30 protein-coding genes are annotated in these 24169 nt (G+C 45.3%); 18 read left to right on the top strand and 12 right to left on the bottom strand.

What is annotated here, in order from left to right:
* Positions 1-29: 29 nt before the first annotated feature.
* The 5 genes from ABTV07_RS19350 to pdxK all read right to left on the bottom strand — a co-directional run bounded on the left by ABTV07_RS19350 (position 30) and on the right by pdxK (position 3955).
* Positions 30-1049, bottom strand: a complete 1020-nt coding sequence (locus ABTV07_RS19350) for an ABC transporter permease (RefSeq protein ID WP_433745554.1) — start codon at positions 1047-1049, stop codon at positions 30-32.
* On the bottom strand, positions 1039-1767 hold the full coding sequence (locus ABTV07_RS19345; protein ID WP_433745552.1) for an ABC transporter ATP-binding protein: 729 nt from the start codon (positions 1765-1767) through the stop codon (positions 1039-1041). Before ABTV07_RS19345 ends, ABTV07_RS19350 begins: the two co-directional genes overlap by 11 nt.
* Positions 1768-1936: 169 nt before the next feature.
* Positions 1937-2620: a bacillithiol biosynthesis deacetylase BshB2 gene (bshB2, locus tag ABTV07_RS19340; RefSeq protein WP_433745550.1), complete on the bottom strand. Its 684-nt coding sequence runs from the start codon at positions 2618-2620 to the stop codon at positions 1937-1939.
* A 21-nt stretch (positions 2621-2641) separates the two neighbouring features.
* A complete protein-coding gene (locus tag ABTV07_RS19335) occupies positions 2642-2989 on the bottom strand; it encodes a YojF family protein (RefSeq protein WP_114745841.1) in 348 nt (115 codons plus the stop codon).
* Between the two features lie 156 nt (positions 2990-3145).
* Positions 3146-3955: a pyridoxine/pyridoxal/pyridoxamine kinase gene (gene pdxK / locus ABTV07_RS19330; RefSeq protein ID WP_433745546.1), complete on the bottom strand. Its 810-nt coding sequence runs from the start codon at positions 3953-3955 to the stop codon at positions 3146-3148.
* 320 nt (positions 3956-4275) lie between these two features.
* Here pdxK and mobA point away from each other — a divergent pair, with 320 nt between their 5' ends.
* From mobA to ABTV07_RS19305, 5 genes are all read left to right on the top strand, one after another.
* Positions 4276-4890, top strand: coding sequence for a molybdenum cofactor guanylyltransferase (mobA, locus tag ABTV07_RS19325; RefSeq protein WP_433745544.1), 615 nt, complete (start codon positions 4276-4278; stop codon positions 4888-4890).
* Positions 4887-5354 carry a molybdenum cofactor biosynthesis protein MoaE gene (locus ABTV07_RS19320; RefSeq protein ID WP_433745541.1) on the top strand — a complete coding sequence of 156 codons (468 nt, stop codon included), beginning with the start codon at positions 4887-4889 and terminating at the stop codon, positions 5352-5354. The genes mobA and ABTV07_RS19320 overlap by 4 nt, the downstream gene beginning before the upstream one ends.
* Positions 5344-5580 carry a molybdopterin converting factor subunit 1 gene (moaD, locus tag ABTV07_RS19315; protein ID WP_433745539.1) on the top strand — a complete coding sequence of 79 codons (237 nt, stop codon included), beginning with the start codon at positions 5344-5346 and terminating at the stop codon, positions 5578-5580. Before ABTV07_RS19320 ends, moaD begins: the two co-directional genes overlap by 11 nt.
* Positions 5581-5641: 61 nt before the next feature.
* A complete protein-coding gene (locus ABTV07_RS19310; RefSeq protein ID WP_433745537.1) occupies positions 5642-6658 on the top strand; it encodes a ThiF family adenylyltransferase in 1017 nt (338 codons plus the stop codon).
* A 457-nt stretch (positions 6659-7115) separates the two neighbouring features.
* Positions 7116-7442 carry a hypothetical protein gene (locus ABTV07_RS19305; RefSeq protein WP_433745535.1) on the top strand — a complete coding sequence of 109 codons (327 nt, stop codon included), beginning with the start codon at positions 7116-7118 and terminating at the stop codon, positions 7440-7442.
* Positions 7443-7611: 169 nt separating this feature from the next.
* Here the strand turns inward: ABTV07_RS19305 and ABTV07_RS19300 are convergent, their stop codons facing one another.
* Entirely contained in the window at positions 7612-7965 is a 354-nt protein-coding gene (locus ABTV07_RS19300) for a general stress protein (protein WP_433745532.1), read from the bottom strand.
* Positions 7966-8159: 194 nt separating this feature from the next.
* Here ABTV07_RS19300 and ABTV07_RS19295 point away from each other — a divergent pair, with 194 nt between their 5' ends.
* The 4 genes from ABTV07_RS19295 to ABTV07_RS19280 all read left to right on the top strand — a co-directional run bounded on the left by ABTV07_RS19295 (position 8160) and on the right by ABTV07_RS19280 (position 9954).
* A complete protein-coding gene (locus ABTV07_RS19295; protein ID WP_433745530.1) occupies positions 8160-8846 on the top strand; it encodes a uracil-DNA glycosylase in 687 nt (228 codons plus the stop codon).
* Positions 8847-8896: 50 nt separating this feature from the next.
* Positions 8897-9070 carry a uracil-DNA glycosylase gene (locus ABTV07_RS19290; protein ID WP_433745527.1) on the top strand — a complete coding sequence of 58 codons (174 nt, stop codon included), beginning with the start codon at positions 8897-8899 and terminating at the stop codon, positions 9068-9070.
* A gap of 152 nt (positions 9071-9222) precedes the next feature.
* Entirely contained in the window at positions 9223-9531 is a 309-nt protein-coding gene (locus ABTV07_RS19285) for a YwdI family protein (RefSeq protein WP_433745524.1), read from the top strand.
* A 51-nt stretch (positions 9532-9582) separates the two neighbouring features.
* Positions 9583-9954 (top strand): DUF423 domain-containing protein, encoded by a 372-nt coding sequence (locus ABTV07_RS19280; RefSeq protein ID WP_433745522.1) that lies wholly within the window; start codon positions 9583-9585, stop codon positions 9952-9954.
* A 50-nt stretch (positions 9955-10004) separates the two neighbouring features.
* On the opposite strand, the gene gerQ is transcribed toward ABTV07_RS19280, so the two are convergent.
* The 3 genes from gerQ to hemQ form a co-directional block, all read right to left on the bottom strand.
* Positions 10005-10442 carry a spore coat protein GerQ gene (gene gerQ / locus ABTV07_RS19275; protein ID WP_433751361.1) on the bottom strand — a complete coding sequence of 146 codons (438 nt, stop codon included), beginning with the start codon at positions 10440-10442 and terminating at the stop codon, positions 10005-10007.
* A 45-nt stretch (positions 10443-10487) separates the two neighbouring features.
* Entirely contained in the window at positions 10488-10910 is a 423-nt protein-coding gene (locus ABTV07_RS19270; protein ID WP_433745520.1) for a cell wall hydrolase, read from the bottom strand.
* A gap of 145 nt (positions 10911-11055) precedes the next feature.
* Entirely contained in the window at positions 11056-11799 is a 744-nt protein-coding gene (gene hemQ, locus ABTV07_RS19265; protein ID WP_433745517.1) for a hydrogen peroxide-dependent heme synthase, read from the bottom strand.
* Between the two features lie 272 nt (positions 11800-12071).
* On the opposite strand from hemQ, the gene pta reads away from it, so the two are divergent.
* Positions 12072-13043: a phosphate acetyltransferase gene (gene pta, locus ABTV07_RS19260; protein ID WP_433745514.1), complete on the top strand. Its 972-nt coding sequence runs from the start codon at positions 12072-12074 to the stop codon at positions 13041-13043.
* A 116-nt stretch (positions 13044-13159) separates the two neighbouring features.
* Positions 13160-13999 carry a lipoate--protein ligase family protein gene (locus ABTV07_RS19255; protein WP_433751359.1) on the top strand — a complete coding sequence of 280 codons (840 nt, stop codon included), beginning with the start codon at positions 13160-13162 and terminating at the stop codon, positions 13997-13999.
* A 182-nt stretch (positions 14000-14181) separates the two neighbouring features.
* Here the strand turns inward: ABTV07_RS19255 and ABTV07_RS19250 are convergent, their stop codons facing one another.
* Entirely contained in the window at positions 14182-15000 is an 819-nt protein-coding gene (locus ABTV07_RS19250) for an RsfA family transcriptional regulator (protein WP_433745512.1), read from the bottom strand.
* Between the two features lie 296 nt (positions 15001-15296).
* Here ABTV07_RS19250 and ABTV07_RS19245 point away from each other — a divergent pair, with 296 nt between their 5' ends.
* The 3 genes from ABTV07_RS19245 (at position 15297) to ABTV07_RS19235 (ending at position 17673) form a co-directional block, all read left to right on the top strand.
* A complete protein-coding gene (locus tag ABTV07_RS19245; RefSeq protein WP_433745510.1) occupies positions 15297-15521 on the top strand; it encodes a DUF1450 domain-containing protein in 225 nt (74 codons plus the stop codon).
* A gap of 232 nt (positions 15522-15753) precedes the next feature.
* Positions 15754-17055, top strand: a complete 1302-nt coding sequence (locus ABTV07_RS19240) for an HD domain-containing protein (RefSeq protein WP_433745507.1) — start codon at positions 15754-15756, stop codon at positions 17053-17055.
* A 105-nt stretch (positions 17056-17160) separates the two neighbouring features.
* Complete coding sequence (locus tag ABTV07_RS19235) at positions 17161-17673, top strand: YwgA family protein (RefSeq protein ID WP_433745504.1); 513 nt, start codon at positions 17161-17163, stop codon at positions 17671-17673.
* A 114-nt stretch (positions 17674-17787) separates the two neighbouring features.
* Here the strand turns inward: ABTV07_RS19235 and ABTV07_RS19230 are convergent, their stop codons facing one another.
* Positions 17788-17976: a 2-hydroxymuconate tautomerase gene (locus ABTV07_RS19230; RefSeq protein ID WP_433745502.1), complete on the bottom strand. Its 189-nt coding sequence runs from the start codon at positions 17974-17976 to the stop codon at positions 17788-17790.
* A 242-nt stretch (positions 17977-18218) separates the two neighbouring features.
* On the opposite strand from ABTV07_RS19230, the gene ABTV07_RS19225 reads away from it, so the two are divergent.
* Positions 18219-18878 carry a site-2 protease family protein gene (locus ABTV07_RS19225; RefSeq protein WP_433745500.1) on the top strand — a complete coding sequence of 220 codons (660 nt, stop codon included), beginning with the start codon at positions 18219-18221 and terminating at the stop codon, positions 18876-18878.
* A gap of 31 nt (positions 18879-18909) precedes the next feature.
* Positions 18910-19422 (top strand): YwhD family protein, encoded by a 513-nt coding sequence (locus tag ABTV07_RS19220; protein ID WP_433745497.1) that lies wholly within the window; start codon positions 18910-18912, stop codon positions 19420-19422.
* A gap of 173 nt (positions 19423-19595) precedes the next feature.
* Here the strand turns inward: ABTV07_RS19220 and ABTV07_RS19215 are convergent, their stop codons facing one another.
* A complete protein-coding gene (locus ABTV07_RS19215; RefSeq protein WP_433745495.1) occupies positions 19596-21668 on the bottom strand; it encodes a transglycosylase domain-containing protein in 2073 nt (690 codons plus the stop codon).
* A gap of 291 nt (positions 21669-21959) precedes the next feature.
* Between ABTV07_RS19215 and speE the strand changes: the two genes are divergently transcribed.
* Together speE and speB are read left to right on the top strand one after the other, a co-directional pair.
* Positions 21960-22790: a spermidine synthase gene (speE, locus tag ABTV07_RS19210; RefSeq protein ID WP_433745493.1), complete on the top strand. Its 831-nt coding sequence runs from the start codon at positions 21960-21962 to the stop codon at positions 22788-22790.
* A gap of 251 nt (positions 22791-23041) precedes the next feature.
* Complete coding sequence (speB, locus tag ABTV07_RS19205) at positions 23042-23914, top strand: agmatinase (RefSeq protein WP_433745491.1); 873 nt, start codon at positions 23042-23044, stop codon at positions 23912-23914.
* Positions 23915-24169 lie beyond the last annotated feature (255 nt).

Here is a 24169-nt window from a genome sequence, read left to right as displayed (position 1 = left end):
TTGGCAGGGATCAGCCTAATAGGATAGGGTCATGATGCTTTTCTATACTTATTCAAGGCAAGGATGTTCAGCAGGATAAAGGCTAAAGAGAACCCTGTTAATACTAGGACCGGTGTAAGGATATCCGTGAAGGAGTAGCCCTTGATCATCACGTCCTTCAGAGCTTGGGCCGCATAGTATAGCGGTGTGATCGGACCGATCCAGCTGAGCCAGTCAGAAATGGCATCCAGATTGAACAATCCGGAGAAAAAGATCTGCGGCACGATGACCAGCGGGATGAATTGCATCATCTGGAGCTCGTTGCGTGCAAAAGCAGACAATAGGATGCCAAGCGTCAATGCTGTCAATGACAGCAGCAGGATGATGATCAGTACGTTAATGAAGCTCCCAGTCATCAGCATATCCAAGACATAGATGGCGTATAGGGAAATAAGGGATGCCTGGATGATCATGAAAATCCCGAATCCAATGACATAGCTGATGACCATTTCCCAAATTTTAATCGGGCTGGCAAGCAGCCGCTCCAAAGTCCCGGAAGTGCGCTCTCTCAGGAAAGAGACGCCGCTGATCAGAAAGACAAAGAAAAAGCAGAAGAACCCGAGCAATACAGGACCGAATGAATCGAATTGCCCCATGTCTTTGCTGCCATATACATAGTCTACAGGTAATTTCGAAGCACTCTTTGGCTGGAAAACAGGCATGGCATCCTGGATCTCTTTAAGAACGGCACGGTTGCGAGATGGATCGCTGCCTTCCAGGACGATTTTAGGATGAGGTCCGAAAAGTAAATAGCCATCCAAATCGTCATTTTTCAAGGACTTTGTCGCTTCATTCTGAGTCTTGAAATCTTTGAATTCTGAACTAAGAGATTCACTTTTTTGCGCACCCTGCTCATAAACCACTCCTACCTTAGGTTTATAATCGCTGCTGTCAAATACCAGCCACAGCATCGTCAAAATAAGGAGCGGGGCAAACAGTATCAAGGCAAGCGTTCGCTTATCACGAAGGATTTGACGGATGATTCGCAAAACAAAAGCACTAATTCGCATGGTGGACACCTCCAGAAAGAAGGAATACTTCTTCAATCGAATGTACTCCATTGGATTGTTTCACGGCTTCAGGTGAATCATTGGCAATCAGAAGTCCGTCTCGGATCAATCCCAGCTTGTCGCAGCGTTCCGCCTCATCCATTACATGTGTCGTGACAAAAATGGCCGTTCCCGCTTTCTTCAAGGCCTGAAACTGCTCCCATATGCTTTTGCGGAGGACGGGGTCGATTCCGACGGTCGGTTCATCCAGGATCAGCAGTTTTGGTTCGTGAAGAAGGGAGATGGCTAAGGAAAGACGCCTCTTCATGCCGCCGGAATATTGATGGATCGTCTTGGAAAGGTCATTTTGCAGTCCGACGATTTCCATGACCGCCTGTATCCGTTCCTTTTTTCTTTTGCCTCCAAGCCCATATAGAGAAGCGAAGAATTCCAGGTTTTCTTTTGCTGTCAGGTCTGTATAAAGCGCATCTGATTGAGCCATATAACCGATGTTTACTAATGGCGTAAGAGAAGGCATTACTGTTTGATGGACGGTGATTTCCCCGGAAGTTGCTTTTTCAAGCCCCATCATCATTTTTACGAGCGTTGTTTTTCCTGAACCCGACGGCCCAAGAAGACCGTAGATTTCTCCCTCTTGAACTGAAAGTGTAATGTCCTTCAGCACTTCATGGGATCCGAACGATTTGGAAACGTGGTCTACGTTCACGATTGTGTTCATGATTTACCACCTCAGATTTTGTATGGATAATGCAAGTGAGTGATTACTCACTTTTAGGTTAATGCATTTTAACGCGTTTGTAAAGTGAGTAATCACTCACTAATTGAAAAATTCTTCGACAAAAAAGGCACCATCCTTTCACAAGAGAGAGGATGGTGCCTAAAATTACTTATTTGACGTTGTCTTTATCCCACTGATAGCTCCAAAAGCGTTCAAATTGGAAGCGGTTCATGACTTCAGGGTCTTTGTTTTTCCACTTCTCCTCCATTTCAGCCAGCATCCAAGCTGTCTGGGAGTTGTGGGCCTTCATGGCGCCAAGTTTGATGTCCAGCACATGGCTGATGTCATTCCGGATATCTGGCGCCCCGAGGATTTCCTCGCATCCCTTTGAAAAAGCGACGCAGTGCAGCTTCGGACGGTCCTGCTCCGGCATTTGTCGTACTGCCCTTACAACAGCACGAGCCGTCGCTTCATGGTCCGGATGGACGGAAAATTCAGGGTAGAATGTGATGATCAAGGATGGATTAAGTTCTTCAATCATATCGCTGATCATTTTTGTCATTTTTTTATCGTCTTCAAATTCTACTGTCTTATCACGAAGCCCCATCATGCGCAAATCCTGGATGCCCATGACTTCTGCTGCTTTTTGGAGTTCTCTCTTCCTGATTTTCGGCAGGGATTCCCTCGTTGCGAAAGGGGGATTCCCCAGATTTCTGCCCATTTGACCTAGTGTAAGGCACGCATAGGTAACAGGTGTGCCGTTTTGGATATGGGTCGCGATGGTCCCGGACACCCCAAATGCTTCATCATCGGGATGGGGGAAGACCACTAATACTTGTCGTTCTTTTTCCATTATTTTCTCGCTCCTTTCTGATCACTCAAATGGTGTTTCGCTGATTTCCAATGCAACTGCAAGCTTGCCGTCAAATCCGTGGCCTGCCATCAGGAGACGTCCTTCTTCATCCATTTCAAAGTGTGTCAATCCTTCAGCATAAATCCAGCCGATTTCAAGCTTCAATCCTGTTCTGAACGGGCCGTCGCCGACGATTTTGCCATGTTCATAAGTCACTTTGGCATTGCGGATATAGGCGCCTGCGGAGAAAAATCCCTCGTTAAAATGGGAGGCGTATGCACCATTTGTTGTTTCTAAATGTATATAGACCGGCTTTCCGGCGAATTGATCAATTAAAGGCTGAACATTCCCAATCGTAATAGGTTCCATTCCAGGTCCTCCTTCTTCTGACTAAACGTCAATGTCTATTACCATATTACTAAAATTCCTTTATGAATGCGAAAACCCTGTTTCAGTTTTTTTCATCATCAAAAAAAGGCCCGGATGAACCGAACCTTTTTAGCTATCATTATTATGTTCAAAAAACTATTCCTGAATACGGTTATAGGCGCCGTGCATGACCGGTCCTACATATTCATTAAGCTTGAAGCCGTGCTGGATGGCAGCTGTCACGAATTTCTTTGCATCTCTCACAGCAGCTTCGACAGTCAAGCCGTTTGCCAGATTAGCTGTGATGGCAGCAGCGAATGTACAGCCTGCTCCGTGGTTGTAGGAAGTATCCACTTTTTCAGCTTCCAGCAATGTGAACTCGGATCCATCATAGAATAGATCGACCGCATTATCATGCTGCAGCTGCTTGCCGCCTTTGATGACAACGTTCTTAGCACCCAGTTCATGGATTTTGCGGGCCGCTTCTTTCATATCATCGATGGATTTCAATGGTCCGTTTTGAGCCAATTGACCAGCTTCGAACAGATTTGGCGTGACAACAAGTGCTCTAGGCAAAAGAAGTTCCCTCATGGCATCCGTTGTTTCCGGATGGAGGACCTCATCTTCCCCTTTGCAGATCATGACAGGGTCGATGACCACTTTAGAAAGGCCGAACTCATCAATTTTGCGTGCAGCCAGTTCGATGATTTCCACAGAACCGAGCATCCCTGTTTTCATAGAGTCGATGCCAACGGAAAGAATGGTTTCCAACTGGGCTTCAACTGTACTGGCAGCCTGTGGGAAAACGTTGTGGTGCCAGTGGTTTTTAGGGTCCATTGCGACAATAGTCGTCAAAGCGGACATGCCGTATACGTCATGCTCCTGGAATGTCTTTAAATCAGCCTGGATCCCTGCGCCGCCGCTGGAATCAGAACCTGCGATTGTTAAAACTTTTTTCATCGTCATGAAAAATCCCCCTTTATATTTGAAACATCTATCGGCAATTGATTATCATTGATATAGGCTCTTTTCTTAAAGATTGTTGCTTTACGCATTAAAACAGGATAACTTATGCAATTTTTGCCGAAGATTTAGCTCGAAAAGAGCCTGGATACTCCAACTCAGCGCACCAGTCAGCTAGTTTTACGTTAAAATCGGCATTAAGATTTTAACAACATAGTTTACGAAAACAGCCTTGATATAAACTCTTTTTTTAGAATAAATCATTCCCAACCTAATGACAAATTTTTTTGACTATAAAAATGAAGTGAAAAGGGCGTGAAGCGATGAAATGGTCGACTCTGCTGTTGGCTGGCGGACAATCGTCGAGAATGGGCCAAAAGAAACATATGCTGCAGCTTGATGGCCGCCCTATGATCGAAAGGCAGATCGACCGGTTTGCCAATCATTCCGAGGAAATCCTTGTCGTTGCCAATGACGGATTGGAAATCAGCAGGGAGCATGTCAAAGTCATGCCGGATATTGAATGTTTCAAAGGGGACGGTCCTCTTGCCGGACTATACACAGGGTTAAAAACCAGCCGATCAGATGCAGTCTGCCTGGTTGCCTGCGATATGCCTTTTGCATCTGTACAGATGGCAAGCTGGCTGGCGGAAGTGCTGGAAGAAGGATACGATGCTGTCATTCCTTGTTTGAAGGAACGCAGTCATCCACTTTTCGCCTGCTACCATAAGAGGATTTTACCGATTGTTGAAGAACAGCTTATTTTGGGTAAAAGAAAAATGCAGGATATGATTGACCGCATAACTGTGAAGCAAGTTCAGGAAGAAGACGCACCCGAATGGGATGCAGAAAAGCTGGAATGGCTTCTTTTCAATATGAATACACCGGAAGACTACGAGACAGCACGCAGAAAGATCGAGGAAGGGGATATATTGTGAATAGCTGCAGCATTACGAAAGAGCCAATCAAAGTGGAGGAAATCACTTCGCGGGTCATCCGTCCCGAAGCCGGAGCCGTTGCTCTTTTCATCGGAACGGTCAGAGAATTGACAGGGGGTAAAAGGACCCTATATTTAGAATATCAAGCATACGAAGCAATGGCTGTGAAGAAATTGGAGCAGATCAGGACGGAAATCGGGGAAAGGTGGCCGGATGCACAAGTCGTCATCGTACATAGGATCGGCCGTTTGGAAATTACGGATATTGCCGTGGCGATAGCGGTCTCCACTCCTCATCGTGACAGCGCTTATGACGCCAACCGATATGCCATTGAAAGAATCAAAGAAATCGTCCCTATCTGGAAGAAGGAGCATTGGGAAGATGGGAAAGAGTGGATCGGAAACCAAAAAGGAACGAAAGCATATGAGACTGGGAAGCCTGAGGTGACGGAAATTGAAGATTAAAGTACTGTTATTTGCCCATTTGCAAGAAGAAGCGGGACAAGGCGAAATGGAGTTGGAGCTTCAAGGGAATACCGTGAAGGATTTAATGGCCGTCATGGAAGAGGAGTATCGATTGACGAGACTTCCTCAGGCCATGGTTGCGGTCAATGAAGAATTTGCAGATGCAGAGACGGTGTTAAAAGAAGGAGATTCCGTTGCCATCCTGCCACCTGTCAGCGGCGGATAAGGTGGACAATAGGGATTGAAATTAGAAGGAAATCCGCGGTTGAAAGGAAGGGAATTGCAGCATGGAACGGTACTCGAGACAGATAAGATTTGCTCCTATTGGAGAAAACGGACAGAAGAAGCTTGCTGAGAGCCATGTGCTGATTGTGGGAGCTGGTGCGCTCGGATCAAGTGCGGCAGAGATGCTTGGCAGAAGCGGCGTCGGCAAGCTCACAATCATCGACAGGGACTACGTGGAGGAAAGCAATTTGCAGCGCCAGCAGCTGTATGCCGAAGAGGATGCAGAAATGAAATGGCCAAAAGCTGCCGCCGCAGAGAAGAGGCTCGGCCAAATCAATGGATGGATCGATATTCAATCCATCGTAGGTGAAGCAGATCCCGAGACGCTCGATAAACTCGCAGCAGAAGCAGATCTCATCATTGATGGAACGGACAATTTTGAAACGAGATTCATCATCAACGACTGTGCGTATAAGCACGGGATCCCCTGGATCTACGGAGGATGCGTCGGGAGCTTCGGTATGGCTTATACGATGATTCCCGGAAAATCCCCATGCCTGCATTGCCTGTTGAAACGGGTTCCCGTCCAGACAGAGACGTGTGAAACGGCGGGTGTCATCGCCCCAATCGTACAGATGGTCGCCGCACATCAAACAGCGGAAGCATTGAAGCTGTTGACAGGGAATCAGGACGCCGCGGCAGGGCAGTACCGCTCCTTTGATTTGTGGCACAATCAGTATATTTCAGTTAAGACAGACTCCATCCATGATGAGGAATGTCTCACGTGTGGCGAATCACCGTCCTATCCATTTTTAGAAAAGGAAAATGCCATGAAGACAACCGTCCTTTGCGGTAGAAGCACGGTCCAAGTGAGGCCGGCCGCACCGAAGGATCTGAATCTGCAGACAATGGCGCTGCAAGCGAGAAAAGCAGGATACGAGATAAGCGGCAACCCATACTTGCTGTCTATCGAAACAGGAGAAAACCGAATCGTCGTATTCCATGACGGGAGGGCACTCGTGCACGGAACCTCAGATGAGGCACAGGCCAAAAAACTATATCAATCGTTGATTGGTTAGAATGCAAAAGTGGTTGGCTGGAAGAAGATGAGGTTTGATTTTAGAATGGGATTTTTGTTGATTGAGAGGGAATCTGCGAGACTCCGGCGGAAAAACGGGCTGGCGAGACCCCACAGCGAAGCGAGGAGACTCGCCAGTTCGTCCGCGGAAAGCGAGTGGATTCAATCTCAATTTATAAATACAGTTTTTAAACAAAAAGAGGTTGGGACAAAGCCCATGGAAATAAATGAAGAGTGGCCCCACTCAACAAGGTTCTTGTTGAGTGGGGCCACTCTATTTAGTTGCTATTCTTGCTTGCCAATAGCTACATCCGTATATGAAAACTACTTTTCACTGCTTTTGTCTAATAATGTCCAGCATCTTTATTTGTTTTTTGAATCAAAATTAAAACTAATTCGTATACGTATTAAAGGGATAATCAGAGGGAAACGAATTTTCATAAAAAGGGGTGGCTTTGTTGACAAAAAAAGTGTATTGCGAAAAATGCGTAAAAGAAATAAAATTCAGAGATGATTTAGTAACCGCTGTTTTATTTTTAAAGGTAGTGCCATATCATTCAGATTGCTATGCGAAGGACTTAAAAAGTGCAAAAACCTTTTTCTTGGATAACAAACCGCTTAATGGTTTTTCTGGTAATTTAGGTTTTGTACTTGCCCTTATTTTAGCTATTGGATGGTCTTTAATATCTGCAGGATTATCAAAATGGTGGTCACTCTTAGTAATCATCGCAATAGGATACAGACTTTACTCTTACATTATGTTTGAGAGGCATGTAGAAAAGTAAGTCGTGATCCCTCATGTAAAAGAGCCGTTAACCACGGAAATATGAGGCAAGAGGGTAGGATCTTGTCTGCATATCTCTAAAATTAAAAGAAAGAAGTGAAATCGGCAGCGCGATTTCACTTCTTTCTTTTATAGACACTATTTATTAATCCTAATCCTTTTCTTCTCTATTAATAAGTATGCGTATTGTTCATGTCATGCGCCTCTTTTGAAGCAACCAGCACCAACTTACCCTTATCAAGCTCCGATTCAAAGCGATCGGCTTCCACCTCTGTCACACCCAATGAACGCATCTTAGAGCGGAGTTCATCCCCGCGGGAGCGGAAAAGATTCCCGAAAGATTCAAAAAGACCTTGTTCCTTGAAGCTGACCTCGCCAGTATCCGTAGCTTCCGTCAAATCCTCTGAACGATCACGATTATGGGCGAAAATATAGATTTCTTCCTCGCCGTAGCCCTGGCTCTTCATTGCCTCTACCGTATTGACTGCTTCTACACCATTTTGTACGACTTCAACTTTATACATAGTCAGTTTCCTCCTCGAATTATCGTTTTCGTTTATTGTCAGGAATTGAAAAAACGTATTACATATATAACCCAATCATTTTGACTTTAAAACCTGGCCTTCATTTCCAGCACCCTTAAGCTTCCCCATCAACAAGCGAAACGTGGTATGGTAGTAGAAGAAATTCGGTCAGTCCTTATAAAGGAGGCGGAAGAATGATACCTCGATTGAATAATGATTGGGATAACCTGTTGTCCCAGGAATTTGAAAAGGACTATTTCAGGAAGTTGGAACAGTTCCTTGAAGAAGAATATGAAACTCAGAATATTTATCCAGAAAAAAAAGATGTGTTTAATGCTTTGAAATATACTTCCTATCATGATGTAAAGGTCGTCATCCTTGGCCAGGATCCTTATCACGGCGAAGGGCAGGCGCATGGATTAAGCTTTTCAGTTCTCCCTGGAGTGGCAATCCCGCCTTCTTTAAGAAATATATTTAAAGAAATGCATGCAGATACAGGAGAGGAAATTCCAGACCATGGCTGCCTTAAGAGCTGGAGTGAGCAAGGGGTCCTGCTGCTGAATACTGTTTTGACGGTAAGAAAAGGACAGGCCCATTCCCATCAGAAAAAAGGATGGGAAACCTTCACGGATCTCATCATTTCCAAACTGAATGAGCGGGAAAAACCTGTCATCTTTTTGCTGTGGGGGAAACCTGCCCAGAAGAAAATGGATTTAATAGATTGTGAGAAGCACGTAGTACTGACCTCCCCACACCCAAGTCCATTGTCAGCAAGAAAAGGGTTCTTTGGCAGCCGGCCCTTCTCTAAAATCAATCATCTTCTTATGGAACAAGGCGAGGAGCAGATTAAGTGGGGAATTCCAAAAATCGATGAAAAATGACAAAAATTTACTTGTTTCACGTGGAACAAGACGGATAAGGGGAAAGAAAGATGAATGATGCAGGAAACCAGATTAATTGTTTTAAGTGCCGCTATTTCTTCGTCACGTGGGATGCAAAAAGTCCAAGAGGATGCAAAGCCTATGGATTTAAAAGCGCCCTTGTTCCTTCAAAAGTGGTCAAGCAGGCTTCCGGGCAGGAATGCCTGAAGTTCATACCTAAATAAGCGTGTTTCAGAAGGATAGGAAACAGGGAAGATGGGGTACAATGGAGGCGTAGAGGTTTACCATTGAATGGGTTGTGAACAATTCATGTCATCTTAAAGGATGGTCTATTAATAATAGATTGTGAAAATGTATAATAATGGGGTGTATTGATATGAACATTACATATCCAGTTCTGTTGAAAAAACTGGAGCAGGAATTGGCGTCTGCCAAGAATGCAGGAAGTACAGGTCAAATGAGGGAATACGTTGCATCAATGAAGACGTTGTGCGAGTTGATCCTTGAAAGCGGGGATGGACTTGAGATGTCGGCTCCCCAAAGCGCAAAATTCGTTCCTTCACAAGCAGGGATGCAGAGCTTTAGGCCGCAGCAGCAGGAGCCCGTCAGGAATGTGCAGGTCGAGCAGTCCAAACCGATGAGTACGGATGACGGCGCCAACGGGGATTCCATTTTTGATTTTTAAACGAAGCAAATTTGTATGTAAATGATATTTAGGAAGAGGAGTGGATGAAAGGTGAAGACATTCATTATTATAGGAGCAATCAATGCTTTCCTTTCTGTCGCATTGGGAGCATTCGGGGCGCACGGTCTGGAAGGAAAGCTGTCTCAGAAATATATGGACATTTGGCATACGGCCGTCCAATATCAAATGTTCCATGCGCTTGGAATCATTGCAATTGGCATCGTTGCAGGGAACTACGCATCAAGCCAGCTGCTAACATGGTCGGGATGGCTTATGCTGATCGGCATCATCCTGTTCTCAGGAAGTCTATATGTCCTAAGCTTGACGAAAATCAGCGTCCTCGGTGCCATTACACCGCTTGGCGGTCTAGGATTTCTCGCAGGATGGATTTTATTAATCGTCTTTGCAGCTAAAGCTTTATAAGAATAACAGAAAAAACCCGGTTTCTTCGCAGAAGCCGGGTTTTTTCGTCATCACCTTGGAGAATAGTGGGACAGACCGCCGCCCCCAAATGGATATTGATATTCAATTTCTTCATCAAACGTGATGTAATCCAAATAGATCATCGGGAGCAAATAGCGCGTTCCCGTCTGCGGGTCGCTGATGATGAGGTGATCCCTTCCGGCAGCCTCGATGATTCCTTTGAACGTTTTTTCCTTTTTGTTTTCAAACGTCATGTAAACCGTAGCTAATTTTCCTTTGTTCAGCCTTAGGATATTTTCAATATAGGATTCTTCAGCAGGCAGCATCCCGGGCACATTCGTCCCTTTCATTGGCGCATTCGTCGGAAAAGGCACCTGTCCCTGCGTTTGCCCCTGGCTTTGGCCGCCTGACTGAGGATATCCCCCACCATAATAAGGTTGCTGCTGCTGGCCATATCCTTGCTGCCATGACCCGTCATAACCATACATCTTTGGATTGTATTGCTGGCTCACTTCGATCCCTCCTGAACGGAATTAATAGACACTTGCACAGCTTGCCTTTGTAGGCTGGAAGAAGCAATGGGATTTATACCTGCCCGAGTTGGGCTGGTTATACCATTGTGCAGGACATTCGCCTGCGGGTCTGAAATACCATAAGGAGAAAGTAGCTGGATCATACCTCCCTCCATTAATGGTTTTTCTTGCTAAATTGATTTCTTTATCCCGTGCCCGCTGATAAAAGTAGCCTTTTTGGACAGCTTCAAATCCCCCTGGACTCTGATAAATCATCTTTTGTAGGCTGGTGATTTTTTTGAAGTCCAGACAGTCAGCCCTGACGCGGTTCACTCCCACATTTCCTACCATCAGCATGCCGAGCCCGCCTTCGCCCTCAGCTTCGGCTCTTAACAATCTTGCTAAAAGTTTAACCTCTGCCTCGTTATAAGGAATGACAGCCATTATTTCACCTCTTCTTCCGGGCGAAACTATGAATAGTGGCTTATTTTTCACTATTTCATATGTATGAGTGGAAGGGATTAGTTATGACAAAAAGAAAGAGCCCGGCCGTCTGCCGAACTCTTATACTTTGATATCAAATTGTTAATTACACATGCAGGAAGGATGCGATTTTATCTTCAGCAAGGAAGTTGCCGACGAAGAATGCACCAAATTCGCCGTAGCGTGCACTCACTTCATCAAAGCGCATTTCATAAACAAGCTTTTTGAATTGAAGAACGTCATCTGCAAATAGTGTGACGCCCCATTCGTAGTCATCGAAACCGACAGAGCCTGTAATGATCTGTTTGACTTTGCCTGCATATTGGCGTCCGATCATGCCGTGGCTTCTCATGAGGCTCCTTCTTTCCTCCATAGGAAGCATATACCAGTTATCGTTTCCTTCGCGGCGCTTATCCATAGGATAGAAGCAGACATGCTTCGCCTGCGGAAGGGTCGGGTACAGACGTGCACGGACATGCGGGTTCTCGTATGGATCTTCATCAGAAGGCAAGTAGTTGCTCAATTCTACGACAGAAACATAAGAGTAGGCAGGAATCGTGTATTCTGCAATCTTTAATTTGTTGAATTCATTTTCCAATTGATTCAATTCTTCCATCGTAGGTCGAAGAATCATCAACATGAAATCAGCTTTTTGGCCGACGATTGTATAAAGGGCATGACTGCCGTTTTGATTTGCTTGTGTATCGTTCAACTTGTCCAAGTAGCGATGAAATTCGACAATTGCCGCTTGGCGCTCATCGCTTGAGAGCGTTTTCCAAGTAGACCAGTCCATTGTGCGAAAATCATGCAAAGAATACCAACCATCCAATGTTTGTGCTGCTTCAGCCATTGAAATCACTCCAGTCTTTTATTCCAATTCCATCCTAACTATATCATAGTTTCGCCAATCATATTGTGTACAAAACCCGAATGTTACATATGAATGAAAAAAGAATAGGCCGTTCTGAAAGGGGAAAGATAGGTGGGTGATACATAGAAATGAGGACCAAAATTCCGAAAACAAAGACTTTTTTGATGTAAACGATACCATTCATCCTTTTTCTTGAAATTTGATAGTAGTGGAGTATGCTAATGGGTAAAGGCAACCAAGGAGGAACCAAAATGAGCGATTTATTTACAGGATTAAAAGAAAAAGTATCAGGTCAAAACGTGAAAATCGTTTTCCCGGAAGGATTGGATGAACGCATCCTGGCAGCAGCAGGACGTCTTGCATCTGAAAACATTCTTCAGCCGATCCTCGTAGGGGACAAAAACCAAATTGAAGAAAAAGCAGGCGAACTGAACGTGTCATTGAATGGCATCGAAGTATTCGATCCAAAAACGTACGAAAAAATGGACGAGCTGGTAGCTGCTTTCGTTGAACGCCGTAAAGGTAAAGCAACAGAAGAGGATGCACGCAAGATCCTTCTGGACGGAAACTACTTCGGTACAATGCTTGTGTACTTGAAGCTTGCAGATGGACTTGTGAGCGGTGCAGCGCACTCTACAGCTGACACCGTGCGTCCAGCTCTTCAAATCATCAAAACAAAAGAAGGCGTACGCAAAACTTCCGGCGTATTCATCATGGTGCGCGAAGATGAAAAGTACGTTTTCGCTGACTGTGCCATCAATATCACACCTGACAGCCAGGACCTCGCTGAAATTGCAGCAGAAAGCGCAAAAACAGCAGAAATGTTCGATATCGAACCACGCGTTGCCATGTTGAGCTTCTCTACAATGGGTTCTGCAAAGTCCCCTGAAACGGAAAAAGTAGTGGAAGCAGTCAAGATCGTAAAAGAAAACAACCCTACTTTGGTAGTTGACGGAGAGCTTCAATTCGATGCTGCATTCGTTCCATCTGTCGGCAAGAAAAAAGCTCCGAATTCCGTTCTTCAAGGAGACGCAAACGTATTTGTTTTCCCAAGCCTTGAAGCAGGGAATATCGGATACAAAATCGCTCAGCGCCTAGGCGGATTCGAGGCAGTCGGCCCAATCCTTCAAGGCTTGAATGCACCTGTTAACGACCTTTCCCGTGGATGCAACGAGGAAGACGTTTATAAACTGGCATTGATCACGGCAGGACAATCCTTATAATTTGTAAGACGGCCGGATTCCTGAGGGAGTCCGGTTTTTTAGTGCCAATGGTAATGTGGTATGATATTGGGACGAAAGAAGAAATTGTGACCAGGTCATTAAAGGAGAACAACGGAATGAATGCGATATCACTTTTACAGCAAGAAGAATGGAGAATCATAGATCAATCCAGCCTCGGACCGTTATTCGGGGCGCTGCAGTCCTTTGCCATGGATGATACGTTGTGTACATCCGTAGGAGCAGGGAATTCCCCATCGGTAGCTCGTTCATGGGTCCATCATCAGACCGTCGTATTGGGGATTCAGGATACGAAGCTGCCATATCTGCAGGAAGGTCTCCAGCTGCTTGAGAATGCCGGGTTCCGTCATATCGTCAGGAATTCCGGCGGGCTTGCCGTTGTTCTTGACCAGGGAGTCTTGAATCTGTCACTCATCTTCAAGGATACGGAAAAAGGAATTGATATTAATAGAGGCTACGATTCGATGTGGGAAATGGTGAAGGAGATGTTTTCCGATTTTCCTCACGTCATCGAGGCAAAAGAGATTGTTGGATCATACTGTCCGGGCAGCTACGACCTCAGCATAAACGGCAAAAAGTTCGCGGGCATTTCCCAGCGCCGCCTGCGGAATGGGGTCGCGGTCCAGATTTATTTATGCGTGGATGGCAGCGGGAAGGAAAGGGCTGAATTGATCCGCCGTTTTTATGAAATCGCCAAAAAAGGCGAGCAGACCAAATTTGACTATCCAGACGTGCAGCCTGAGGTAATGGCTTCTCTTTCGGAGCTATTCGATACTCCTCTGACTGTGCAGGATGTGATGCTCAGGTTCTTGAATACACTGAAGGAAAGAAGCGGCAAAATCTATGCGAGCCAGCTGGCAGGAAAAGAGCTGGAGTGGTACGAGGGCTACTACTTAAGAGTGGTCGCACGGAACGATAAGATATTAGGGGATCTATAAGAACGTTAAAAAGGGAAGGCGCGTGTTGGCGCCTTCCCTTTGCTGTTCCCCATAAGTTTCCTTGATCCAGCTCCAGCGCCCAGCCCCTCGAGTCATAAGCCGTACCTCTACGGAAATCAGGATTTCCTTCGAGTTCCGTCTTATGCTGGTCGGGGCTTTTCAGGGCGCTTCCGCTTTTCTATTTATTCAGCTACCTTCTCTAAATTCCCATTTCTGTCCATTTTGAATTTGGTGGCTGGGCGCTCTTCTTCTTCGAACAGGACCAGCTTCCTGGCGCGGTTCATGATTTTCATCAGGGTTTCGTAGTCTTCCTGCATGATATCTGAATTGTTTTCGAGCTGTTTGACTCTGTTTTCAAGCTCCTGGTTTCTCCTCTTTAGTTCATTGTTCTCCATCTTTATTCTCTGATTCTCATTTTTCAGGATTTCTGTCTGATAGTGAGAAGTTTTCAAGGTATGAAGATAGGCAATGACTTTATCGAGTGACATCGCTCCGTTGGATGACGGTGCTGGCGACTGATAGGATGGCATCATCGGCGCCTGTGGTGCAGCAGGTGCTGCAGTATAGACTGGCGTTGCCGGTGCAGCTTCTTCAGCCACTTCTTCTGTCGTGCTTTCCACGTGGTCTTCAACCATTGTTTCTGCCACTGGGATGTTTTCGAAAAATTCTTCTGCTTCCTCTGCCATATACTCTACCGGATCTAAAATCTCAATAGGTGGTGTAGGCGGCTGATAGAGAAGCTTTTTCTTGCCGCTCTGTTCTTTGCCCAGCAGGCGGTTGCGCTGCTTTCGTTGTTTCTTGGCTAATTGCAATGCCTTTTCGTATTGGTGTCTGACGACGGCATTCCAGCGAAATCCACAGGCAGCAGAGGTGCGGTTCAGTTTGTCGCCAACCTCTTCAAATGCGTTCAACTGCGTGCTTCCTTCTCTTACGTGCCTTAGTACCGTTTCGGCCAATAATAAATCATTTTCTTCTGTCCATGCATCTTGTCGTGTTTTCATTTTCTCAACCCCTTTAATCCATATCAAACTTGCTTTCTTACTAAAAGCTTGGACAAAATCGGAGAGTTTTATACCAATATGTGAAAAAAGATGATAGTTTGCCAATATCTAAATAGTATTTTTGAAAAATAGAGCGTTTCCTTCTCCATGAAAGCCTGCGGAATAAGGTTTTTGTATGGATTTTGACTTGGAAAGACTGAGGGTGCTGGAAAGGAGTTGTCCTTGCATTGAGGGGTAAGAAATTGTAAAATACCCTTTAGCTATTAGATTTAAAGGACGAAAGGATTGTCGGATTCATGGCTAACGAATTCAGGATTTGCGACGATTGCGACGCTGTAAACTTGAAAACCCTCATTCCGAAACTGAAAGAAATAGACTCAGAAGCAGAGATACAAATCGGCTGCCAATCATATTGCGGACCCGGCCGTAAAAAGACATTTGCATTTGTCAATAATCGTCCGTTAGCAGCACTCTCGGAAGAAGAATTGATGCAGAAAATCTGTACGAAGCTGAAAAAGTAGCATAAATCGCCTATCCAAAACGGAAAGGTGATTTTTTTGTCCGATAGTTAAGAGATCAATGTGAATTCCCGAACAGGCATTCGTTTTTCCGGCAAAATATTTTTTTATTCTGACAAATCGCGCCGTCGCTGGGTTTTGTCGCTTCTCGTCATTTTTTGCCAGATTTGGAGATGTTCTCTTGGGGAAAACTCGTTATAATAGAGACATGTTGATTAGAGAAGAGGATAACGAAATGGATTATGCCAGACAAAAATTAAAAGAGGAAAAAGTGTTCAAGGACCCTGTCCATAGATACATACATGTAAGGGATCAAGTCATCTGGGATTTGATCGGGACAAAAGAGTTTCAGAGGCTGCGCCGCATCAAGCAGCTTGGAACGACTTACCTGACGTTTCATGGAGCAGAGCACAGCCGATTCAATCATTCCTTGGGAGTTTATGAGATCATCCGCCGCATCGTGGATGATGTTTTTGACGGCCGTCCGGAATGGAATGAAGATGAACGTCTTTTATCATTATGTGCGGCATTGCTTCATGATTTGGGACACGGGCCATTTTCCCATTCGTTCGAGAAGGTTTTCCACTTGGACCACGAAGAATTCACTCAGGAAATCATTTTGGGAGATACAGAAATCAATAAGGTCCTCAGCAAGGTCCACAAAGGCTTCCCGAAAAATGTGGCAGAAGTCATTGCCAAAACTTATAAGAATAAGCTAGTCGTCAGCTTGATCTCAAGCCAAATCGATGCGGACAGAATGGATTACCTTCAGCGCGATGCCTATTTTACAGGTGTGAGCTACGGACATTTTGACATGGAGAGGATCCTTCGGGTCATGAGGCCGCGGGAAGACCAGGCTGTCATTAAGTACAGCGGGATGCACGCGGTGGAGGACTATATCATGAGCCGCTATCAGATGTACTGGCAGATCTACTTCCATCCGGTTACGAGAAGCGCCGAGGTCATCTTGACGAAGATCCTCCACAGAGCCAAAGATCTTTATAAGGCTGGCTATAAATTCAAGCAGGACCCGATTCATTTCTATTCTTTGTTTGAAGAAAAAGTGACGCTTGAAGATTATTTGAAATTGGATGAAGCGGTCATCATGTTCTACTTCCAGATCTGGCAGGAAGAAGAGGATCCTATATTAAGGGATTTAAGTGAAAGATTCATGAATCGTAATCTATTTAAATATGCAGAGTTCGATCCTGCAAAAGAATATAAGAAACACAGTGAACTCGAAGCCTTGTTTAAAAAAGCAGGCATCGATCCGGAATACTATTTGGTGGTCGACTCTTCATCAGACCTGCCGTATGACTTTTACCGTCCAGGTGAAGAGGAAGAAAGGCTGCCAATCCACTTATTGATGAAAAACCACGAGCTGCGCGAGCTTTCAAGGGAATCCGCTGTAGTGGATGCCATCTCAGGAAAGCGCCGGACGGACCATAAATTGTACTATCCGGCTGATTTATTGCTGGATGATTCAACGAAGCGCGCAACGAAGAAACAAATCCGTACCATTTTGGAATTATCATAAGGCTATTTTCCCGCACGTTTACGAAAACAGCCTCACATCAAAAAATTCATTGGCAACAGGACGGAACTTACAAAGCATTAATTAGGAGTAGGAGATGACGTACCCTTGTTGAAAGATCACGCGAAATTGATGAGTGCCTTTGCTGCCTCTGGAGAAATTATCGGACGCAAGAAATTGCAGAAAATGATATTCATTTCTAAAAAGTTGGCATTTCCTTTCCAGGAAAAATTCCAGTTCCATTTTTACGGTCCTTATTCCGAAGAATTGACCCTGCGCATCGAGGAACTATGCAATATGGGCTTTATAAATGAAGTCAAAGAGAAAAAAGGCGGATACTACCAATACCGCTACAGCATGACAGAAGCAGGAGAGGATTTCCTGAAGCATTACACCCAAGAGATGCCTCAGCTTGATGAATGCCTCACGTTTATGAATGGTCAAAGCTCCCGCTTCCTTGAACTTGTGTCGACTGTCCTTTACTTTGACAATCTTCCAAAAGAAGAAGTGAAAGAAAAGGTGTTTACGCTGAAAGAAAAGCAGCGCTACACAGAGGAAGAAATCGAGGAAGCCTATCAATATATCGAAAACCTGAACAAGATGGCCAAACCGCTCCAATAGCGGCTGCCCATTCAGACCATGCCACAGTAACTGATGCTGTGGCCTTTTTATAGTCTGGCCCATAAAAAGAACCTTCCTCATCTAAAGGAAGGTTCTTCGGTGTATGGCATCTGATCAGTCGTTATCGCTCATTCGTTTGCCGGCCACTCCGTAGTGGTTCTTGCTCATTTCTTCAATGAAAACCGTTACGTTTTCTTTCGGTGCACCAGTCGTTTCGCTGACAGCATCCGTTACTTTTGCCACCAAGGCTTTCTTTTGCTCTTCAGAACGGCCTTCAAGCATTTTTACAGTTACATATGGCATAGGGAAGTCTCCTTTCTTCATTTACATCAAAAGTGTATTCCTTTTTTTCAGGACAGGCAAGAAGAAAGCCCTTCCAATCTGGTGCTGAGAAGTGTATACACAATGAATTTCAGACATACTTATCTTATAAGCATTGCAGAATAGATGATGATTGAAGCGGTTTTTTGTATACTAGAAGATATGAAGAGAAATTGAGTCGCCGAAGAGAGCGAATGTATCGGCGAATAAAAGGAGTTTAATTTGTGTTAAATAATTTTTTAGCTTTCCCTCTACAGGAAATACCGATTATTGCAGCGGTACTGATCATTGCCTTTTCGGTGCATGAGTTTGCCCATGCCTACACGGCCTATAAATTTGGGGATTCAACAGCTAAGGACCAGGGCAGGCTGACACTGAATCCCGCGCAGCACCTCGATCCTCTGGGGACGATCTTTATGTTCGTTGCAGGATTTGGATGGGCAAGGCCGGTTCCGGTCAATCGCTTTCACTTTAAGAACCCAAGGCTTGAAGGAGTGATTGTCTCCTTGATGGGGCCGGTCAGCAACTTCCTCTTGGCCCTTATCGGGTATGCCATTCTGTATTTTTACGTCGTGACAGGGACATCTGCCGATTTTCCGGGCTTTATCCTTCAATTTCTAAATGATTTTGTCTGGATCAATCTCGTGCTGTTTGTCTTCAATCTGCTGCCGTTTCCGCCGCTTGACGGGTACCGCATCATTGAAGACCTTGTGCCGCCGAGGACAAGGGCGAAACTTTCCCATTATGAACAATATGGGTCGCTGATATTTTTAGTGCTGGTGCTCATTCCGCCGTTGAACCAGGTAACGATCAGCCCGATCCTCGGCTATGTACCGGAACTTTTCTTAAGAAGCTTCCAGACGTTGTTTACGTTATTTCAATAGGGATTGATAGAAGTTGAGAGGAGGATTTTAAATGGAACAAGAAAATAAGAAGAAAAAAGTAGGCTTTAACATTATTAAAAATGATCCGACTGACGGCCATAAAGGATATGGAATCGGAGCACTCAGCCTTGAGAATGTATCGCCAGTCATCATCGACGTCGACGAAGAAAGCGCACATGTGGATATCGGAGCGATGCATGCCCGCAGTGCGGTCGAGCGCGGGATCAAATTCACGCCGAACCGTGAAGATTCAGAAGGCGGGAAGCCCTATTGGCTTGTATGGGTGACCATCGACCATAAACAGGATGGCCCTTATTATGCAGGGGTGACTGCGTGTGAAATGACGATTAACCGTGAGATCAGGAGAGGATACAAATCCTTGCCTGAGCACGTGAATAATATGGATAAATCATTGAAGCGCAAAATCATTGTGGCTCAAATGGATGACAAGTCCAAACGGATCCTGAAAGATTTCCTTAAAGGGCACAATGAACAGCTATGGACTAATTCCAGCGATGAGCTGAAAAATAGCCTGAATGTTTGATTTGAAATAAATCCCATAAATGTGTACAAAATATGACAGTTGTTTGAATTTTATAAGGACATCTTGCCCTAAGACTGGAAAAAAAGTAAAATTTTAATTACGGTTTTGCACATGTGAAACTAGGACGCGAAAAACCTCGAGGCCGCACACCTCGAGGTTTTTTATTTGCCATTTTACCAATGGAATATCTTTTTATACCACGGTTCTTCCTTTTCAAGAGCTTTTTTATCCGGCTGCGGCGCATCAGACTTTTCAATTTGATGGGAAAGGTGGAGCTGGCAATACTCGGTCGGCTCTGTCCCTGCCTTGAAGTAAGTCAGCCTTGCTCTCGGGCAGTCTTCTGTCGCCAACTTCCCATTCTCAGGATCTACTTTGACCCCCACAACACCTTTCGTTGGCTTGAATGCCTTGATCGGTTCATCCTTCAACGCGCTTTCCATGAAACGAATCCATATATTCTTTGCATACAATTTGTCTGCCGTCAGTGTGATGGGTTTTCCATTGTCATATCCTGTCCAGACCCCGGCAGTCAATTGCGGGGCAAATCCGATCATCCAGGAATCCGAATCGGTGGTCCCTGATTTGCCGGCATATGGACGGGTGATTTTATTCAAAATCGTAGTCCCTGTTACGCTTGCATACCCATTCAATTTCGGATCGAACATGCCTTCCATCATATGAGTAAGGACGAAATCCGTATCTCTATCAAGGACTTGATCATGAGCGGAATCATTTTCATAAATGACATTCCCCTCGTAATCTTCAACCTTTGTAATGAAGGTAGGCTCTATTTTTTTGCCTCCGTTGGCAATCATGCTGTAGGCATTGACCATTTCCGTCACATGGACACCGGATGTCCCGAGCGCGAGGGAAGGAACCCTGGCCAATTTGGATGTGAGGCCGAATTGCCTTGCTTCATTGACGAGTGTATCGATGCCAAGGAACAAGTGCGTTTTCACGGCCACCACGTTATCCGAAAGGGCAAGTGCCTGAGCAAGTGTGATCTCGCTGTTTGCATAGTTATTGTTGAAGTTGTGCGGTGTATAGTCAGGGCGTTTTTCATCAAAATGGAATGTGGTCATTTCACTTCTCATCGTCGTTGACGGTGTAAAGCCTTTTTCAAGTGCCGCATAATATAAAATCGGCTTCATCGTGGAACCTGGCTGGCGCAATGCCTGCACTGCGCGGTTGTAGGAGCTTTTTCCGTAGTCCCTGCCGCCGATGAGAGCTGTGACATATCCATTCTTTGGATTCATCGCTGCAAATCCGACCTGGATATCAGATTGATCGGAAACCGTTTCTTTAACGACTTCCTCGGCAATCTTTTGCTGCTTGATGTCCAAAGTGGTGTAGATGCGCAGTCCCCCGAATTCAATGGTCCTTTCATCAAGTCCTACTTTATTCTTCAGCTCCTGCTTGACTGCATCGTAGAAATAAGGAGCGATCTCAGCGTGCTGAATCGGGAATTTCCCAGTGAAAACGAGCTTTTCCCCCATGGCGGATTGCGCCTGCTTCTCTGAGATCAAATGCTGGCTGGCCATTTCAAGTAAAATGGTCTTCTGGCGCTTCTTAGCCCGTTCATAGGAAACGAATGGCGAATAGATGCCCGGTCCTTTTGGGATCCCTGCCAGCATGGCCGCTTCGCCAAGAGAGAGGTCTTTCGCCTCCTTATTGAAGTAGTAGCGGCTTGCCGCCTCAACGCCGTATGCACCATGGCCATAGTAAATCGTATTCAAATAGCCTTCAAGGATCTGATTTTTGGAGTAGTTCCATTCCAATCTGATTGTATAGAGGGCCTCGCTGATTTTTCGGGTCCATGTTTTATCGCGTGTCAGATATAAGTTCTTTGCGTACTGCTGGGAGATCGTGCTGGCCCCCTCAACCTTTGCCATGGCTTTTGCATCTGCCAGGAGAGCACCGGCAATCCGCTTATAGTCGAATCCGTGATGCTCATAAAAGTTCCGATCCTCGATGGCGACCGTAGCTTCTGTTAGATAAGGGGAGATTTCGTCGAGGTCCACCCAATATCTCTTCTGGCCATTGTTGCTCTCGCCTATGATCGTCCCATCGTTGGCATACATCAAAGAGGATTGCTGAACCGATAGGGGAGGAGGTCCCTGGATCTTCACATAAATAAGCATGCCTGCCAGAAAGAGCATGAACAGCACGGTGAAAAATCCGCCGATGAATAAAAAGGCGCGTACATATTTAATGGTTCTTTTCAGCCGAGGCCGTACAACTTCCATTTTTCCTCACCCCCGTTTGGTTCTATATTGCTCCGGCGCCAAGCGAATGGCCGGAGAGGTTCCGAATCGTTTTTTAACAGTATGAGAAAATGGAAGAAGTTTTAAACACGCTATCTATGAAAAATTAAAAATCCCCTTGCAATTTTGCTAGATTCAACTATACTTTTTGTGATGTTTGTATTTTTTTCGATAGGGAACGATAACTACAAAAGCGGAAGCGCCCAAAGTCAAGGACGTGACCGTTTTTTGAATGATAAAACCAAATTTTTTATGAAGAAGGGAAGTTGAAAAATGAGCGGTATTTGGTTTACAGAGAAGCAGACAGAAAACTTCGGGATCACGATGAAAGTGAATCGCACTTTACATACAGAACAAACCGATTTCCAAAAGCTTGATATGGTAGAAACAGAAGAGTGGGGCAACATGCTTCTTCTTGACGATATGGTCATGACTTCAAAAGTGGATGAGTTCGTTTACCACGAAATGGTGGCGCACGTTCCATTGTTCACACATCCAAACCCAGAGAACGTATTAGTTGTAGGCGGCGGCGACGGCGGAGTCATCCGCGAAGTGTTGAAGCACCCAAGCGTAAAGAAAGCGACGCTTGTTGAAATCGATGGAAAAGTCATCGAGTACTCTAAAAAGTTCTTGCCTGAAATCGCAGGAACTCTGGAAGACCCGCGCGTTGACGTGCAAGTGGACGACGGCTTCCTTCACATCGCCCAAAGTGAAAACGTATATGACGTCATCATGGTGGATTCAACTGAACCGGTTGGACCTGCAGTCAACCTTTTCACAAAAGGCTTCTATGCCGGCATTTCTAAAGCATTGAAAGAAGACGGCATCTTTGTTGCCCAAACGGACAACCCATGGTTCAAGGCAGACTTGATCCGCGATGTTCAACGCGACGTGAAGGAAATCTTCCCGATCACTCGCCTGTATATCGCTAACATCCCGACTTACCCAAGCGGCATGTGGACATTCACAGTAGGATCCAAGAAGCACGATCCACTTGAAGTGAGCGAAGAGCGTTTCCATGAAATCGATACAAAGTACTACACAAAAGAACTTCACAAAGCAGCGTTTGCTCTGCCTAAGTTTGTTAAAGACCTTACAGAATAATTGAAATGAAGCGGGCGGGGAAACCTGCCTGTTCTTTGCTTTAGGCTCTTTTCTCAATCAGTATTGCTTTAGCTGTTAAAATAGGTAGGCTATAAATGTTCTAATTTCCAAATTGCATATCTAGCGAGAAAAGAGCTGGATACTATATTCCAACGCGCTAAATAGCTATTTTCACGTTAAAATCGGCAGTAAGATTTTAACGAAATTCTTTCGAAAACAATAATTAAATAAGTGAAAAAAGGGTGATTCATATGCGTTTTGATGAAGCTTATTCCGGCAATGTGTTTATTCGCAGCCACCAAAATTATGAAGACAGCCAGGCGGTCCTTTACGGTATGCCAATGGATTGGACAGTCAGCTACCGTCCAGGCTCCCGTTTCGGCCCAACCCGCATCCGCGAGGTATCCATCGGCTTGGAAGAATACAGTGCGTATCTTGACCGCGAACTTGAAGAAGTGCGCTATTTTGACGCTGGCGATATCCCTCTTCCATTTGGAAATGCACAGCGCAGCCTGGACATGATTGAAGAGTTCGTTGAAAAATTAATGGCAGACAACAAGTTCCCGCTAGGAATGGGCGGCGAGCACCTTGTTTCCTGGCCGGTTATGAAAACCGTTGCTAAGAAATACAAGGATTTGGCAATCATCCATATGGATGCACACACAGATCTTCGCGAAGAGTACGAAGGCGAGCCATTGTCCCACTCCACGCCAATCCGCAAAATCGCGGAATTGATCGGACCTGAGAACGTATTCTCCTTCGGGATCCGCTCCGGCATGAAGGAAGAATTCCAATGGGCAAAAGAAAACGGCATGCACATCTCTAAATTCGAAGTGCTCGAGCCATTGAAGGAAATCCTGCCGAAGCTTGCAGGACGCCCGGTATATGTAACAATCGACATCGACGTATTGGACCCTGCCCATGCACCTGGTACGGGTACAGTCGACTGCGGCGGCATCACTTCAAAAGAACTTCTTGCGTCCATTCACGAAATCGCACGTTCAAGTGTCAACGTCGTTGGAGCGGACTTAGTGGAAGTCGCGCCAATCTACGATCCATCAGAACAAACAGCCAACACAGCAAGCAAACTCATCCGCGAAATGATCCTTGGATGGGTGAAATAATTATAATGATGAAGCCGCTCCTTGATTGGGGCGGTTTTTTTGTGGATGTGGGCGAGCGAGGGGATAAAAATTGGGTGGTGGAGCCGGGGATTTGTCCGTAATCGGGGGCTTAGTGGTCAAACTTGGGTGGAAAGAGCGGAATTTGTCCATTTGGATTTACAAGGTGAGTAAAATCTGAGGAAATAGCATGGAAAATAGGGGTTTGCAGCCCTCTTCACAGGGCTTATGCGCGAGAATTGCTTGCTTATGAGCCAC

It is taken from the genome of Falsibacillus pallidus (genome assembly GCF_050990905.1).
GTDB lineage: Bacteria > Bacillota > Bacilli > Bacillales > DSM-25281 > Falsibacillus > Falsibacillus pallidus_A.
Note: the sequence above shows the minus strand (reverse complement) of the source record. Positions and strands in the feature narration are given on the sequence as shown.

Coding starts and splice junctions, on each gene's coding strand:
- hemQ (WP_433745517.1), bottom strand. CDS start 11,799: ATGGCTGAAGCAGCACAAACATTGGATGGTTGGTATTCTTTGCATGAT.
- ABTV07_RS19295 (WP_433745530.1), top strand. CDS start 8,160: ATGATACCTCGATTGAATAATGATTGGGATAACCTGTTGTCCCAGGAA.
- ABTV07_RS19245 (WP_433745510.1), top strand. CDS start 15,297: ATGGCTAACGAATTCAGGATTTGCGACGATTGCGACGCTGTAAACTTG.
- ABTV07_RS19270 (WP_433745520.1), bottom strand. CDS start 10,910: ATGGCTGTCATTCCTTATAACGAGGCAGAGGTTAAACTTTTAGCAAGA.
- ABTV07_RS19335 (WP_114745841.1), bottom strand. CDS start 2,989: ATGGAACCTATTACGATTGGGAATGTTCAGCCTTTAATTGATCAATTC.
- ABTV07_RS19345 (WP_433745552.1), bottom strand. CDS start 1,767: ATGAACACAATCGTGAACGTAGACCACGTTTCCAAATCGTTCGGATCC.
- ABTV07_RS19285 (WP_433745524.1), top strand. CDS start 9,223: ATGAACATTACATATCCAGTTCTGTTGAAAAAACTGGAGCAGGAATTG.
- pta (WP_433745514.1), top strand. CDS start 12,072: ATGAGCGATTTATTTACAGGATTAAAAGAAAAAGTATCAGGTCAAAAC.
- ABTV07_RS19310 (WP_433745537.1), top strand. CDS start 5,642: ATGGAACGGTACTCGAGACAGATAAGATTTGCTCCTATTGGAGAAAAC.
- ABTV07_RS19300 (WP_433745532.1), bottom strand. CDS start 7,965: ATGTATAAAGTTGAAGTCGTACAAAATGGTGTAGAAGCAGTCAATACG.
- ABTV07_RS19240 (WP_433745507.1), top strand. CDS start 15,754: ATGGATTATGCCAGACAAAAATTAAAAGAGGAAAAAGTGTTCAAGGAC.
- speB (WP_433745491.1), top strand. CDS start 23,042: ATGCGTTTTGATGAAGCTTATTCCGGCAATGTGTTTATTCGCAGCCAC.
- ABTV07_RS19250 (WP_433745512.1), bottom strand. CDS start 15,000: ATGAAAACACGACAAGATGCATGGACAGAAGAAAATGATTTATTATTG.
- ABTV07_RS19290 (WP_433745527.1), top strand. CDS start 8,897: ATGAATGATGCAGGAAACCAGATTAATTGTTTTAAGTGCCGCTATTTC.
- ABTV07_RS19220 (WP_433745497.1), top strand. CDS start 18,910: ATGGAACAAGAAAATAAGAAGAAAAAAGTAGGCTTTAACATTATTAAA.
- ABTV07_RS19230 (WP_433745502.1), bottom strand. CDS start 17,976: ATGCCATATGTAACTGTAAAAATGCTTGAAGGCCGTTCTGAAGAGCAA.
- gerQ (WP_433751361.1), bottom strand. CDS start 10,442: ATGTATGGTTATGACGGGTCATGGCAGCAAGGATATGGCCAGCAGCAG.
- ABTV07_RS19215 (WP_433745495.1), bottom strand. CDS start 21,668: ATGGAAGTTGTACGGCCTCGGCTGAAAAGAACCATTAAATATGTACGC.
- mobA (WP_433745544.1), top strand. CDS start 4,276: ATGAAATGGTCGACTCTGCTGTTGGCTGGCGGACAATCGTCGAGAATG.
- pdxK (WP_433745546.1), bottom strand. CDS start 3,955: ATGACGATGAAAAAAGTTTTAACAATCGCAGGTTCTGATTCCAGCGGC.
- ABTV07_RS19350 (WP_433745554.1), bottom strand. CDS start 1,049: ATGCGAATTAGTGCTTTTGTTTTGCGAATCATCCGTCAAATCCTTCGT.
- bshB2 (WP_433745550.1), bottom strand. CDS start 2,620: ATGGAAAAAGAACGACAAGTATTAGTGGTCTTCCCCCATCCCGATGAT.
- speE (WP_433745493.1), top strand. CDS start 21,960: ATGAGCGGTATTTGGTTTACAGAGAAGCAGACAGAAAACTTCGGGATC.
- ABTV07_RS19255 (WP_433751359.1), top strand. CDS start 13,160: ATGAATGCGATATCACTTTTACAGCAAGAAGAATGGAGAATCATAGAT.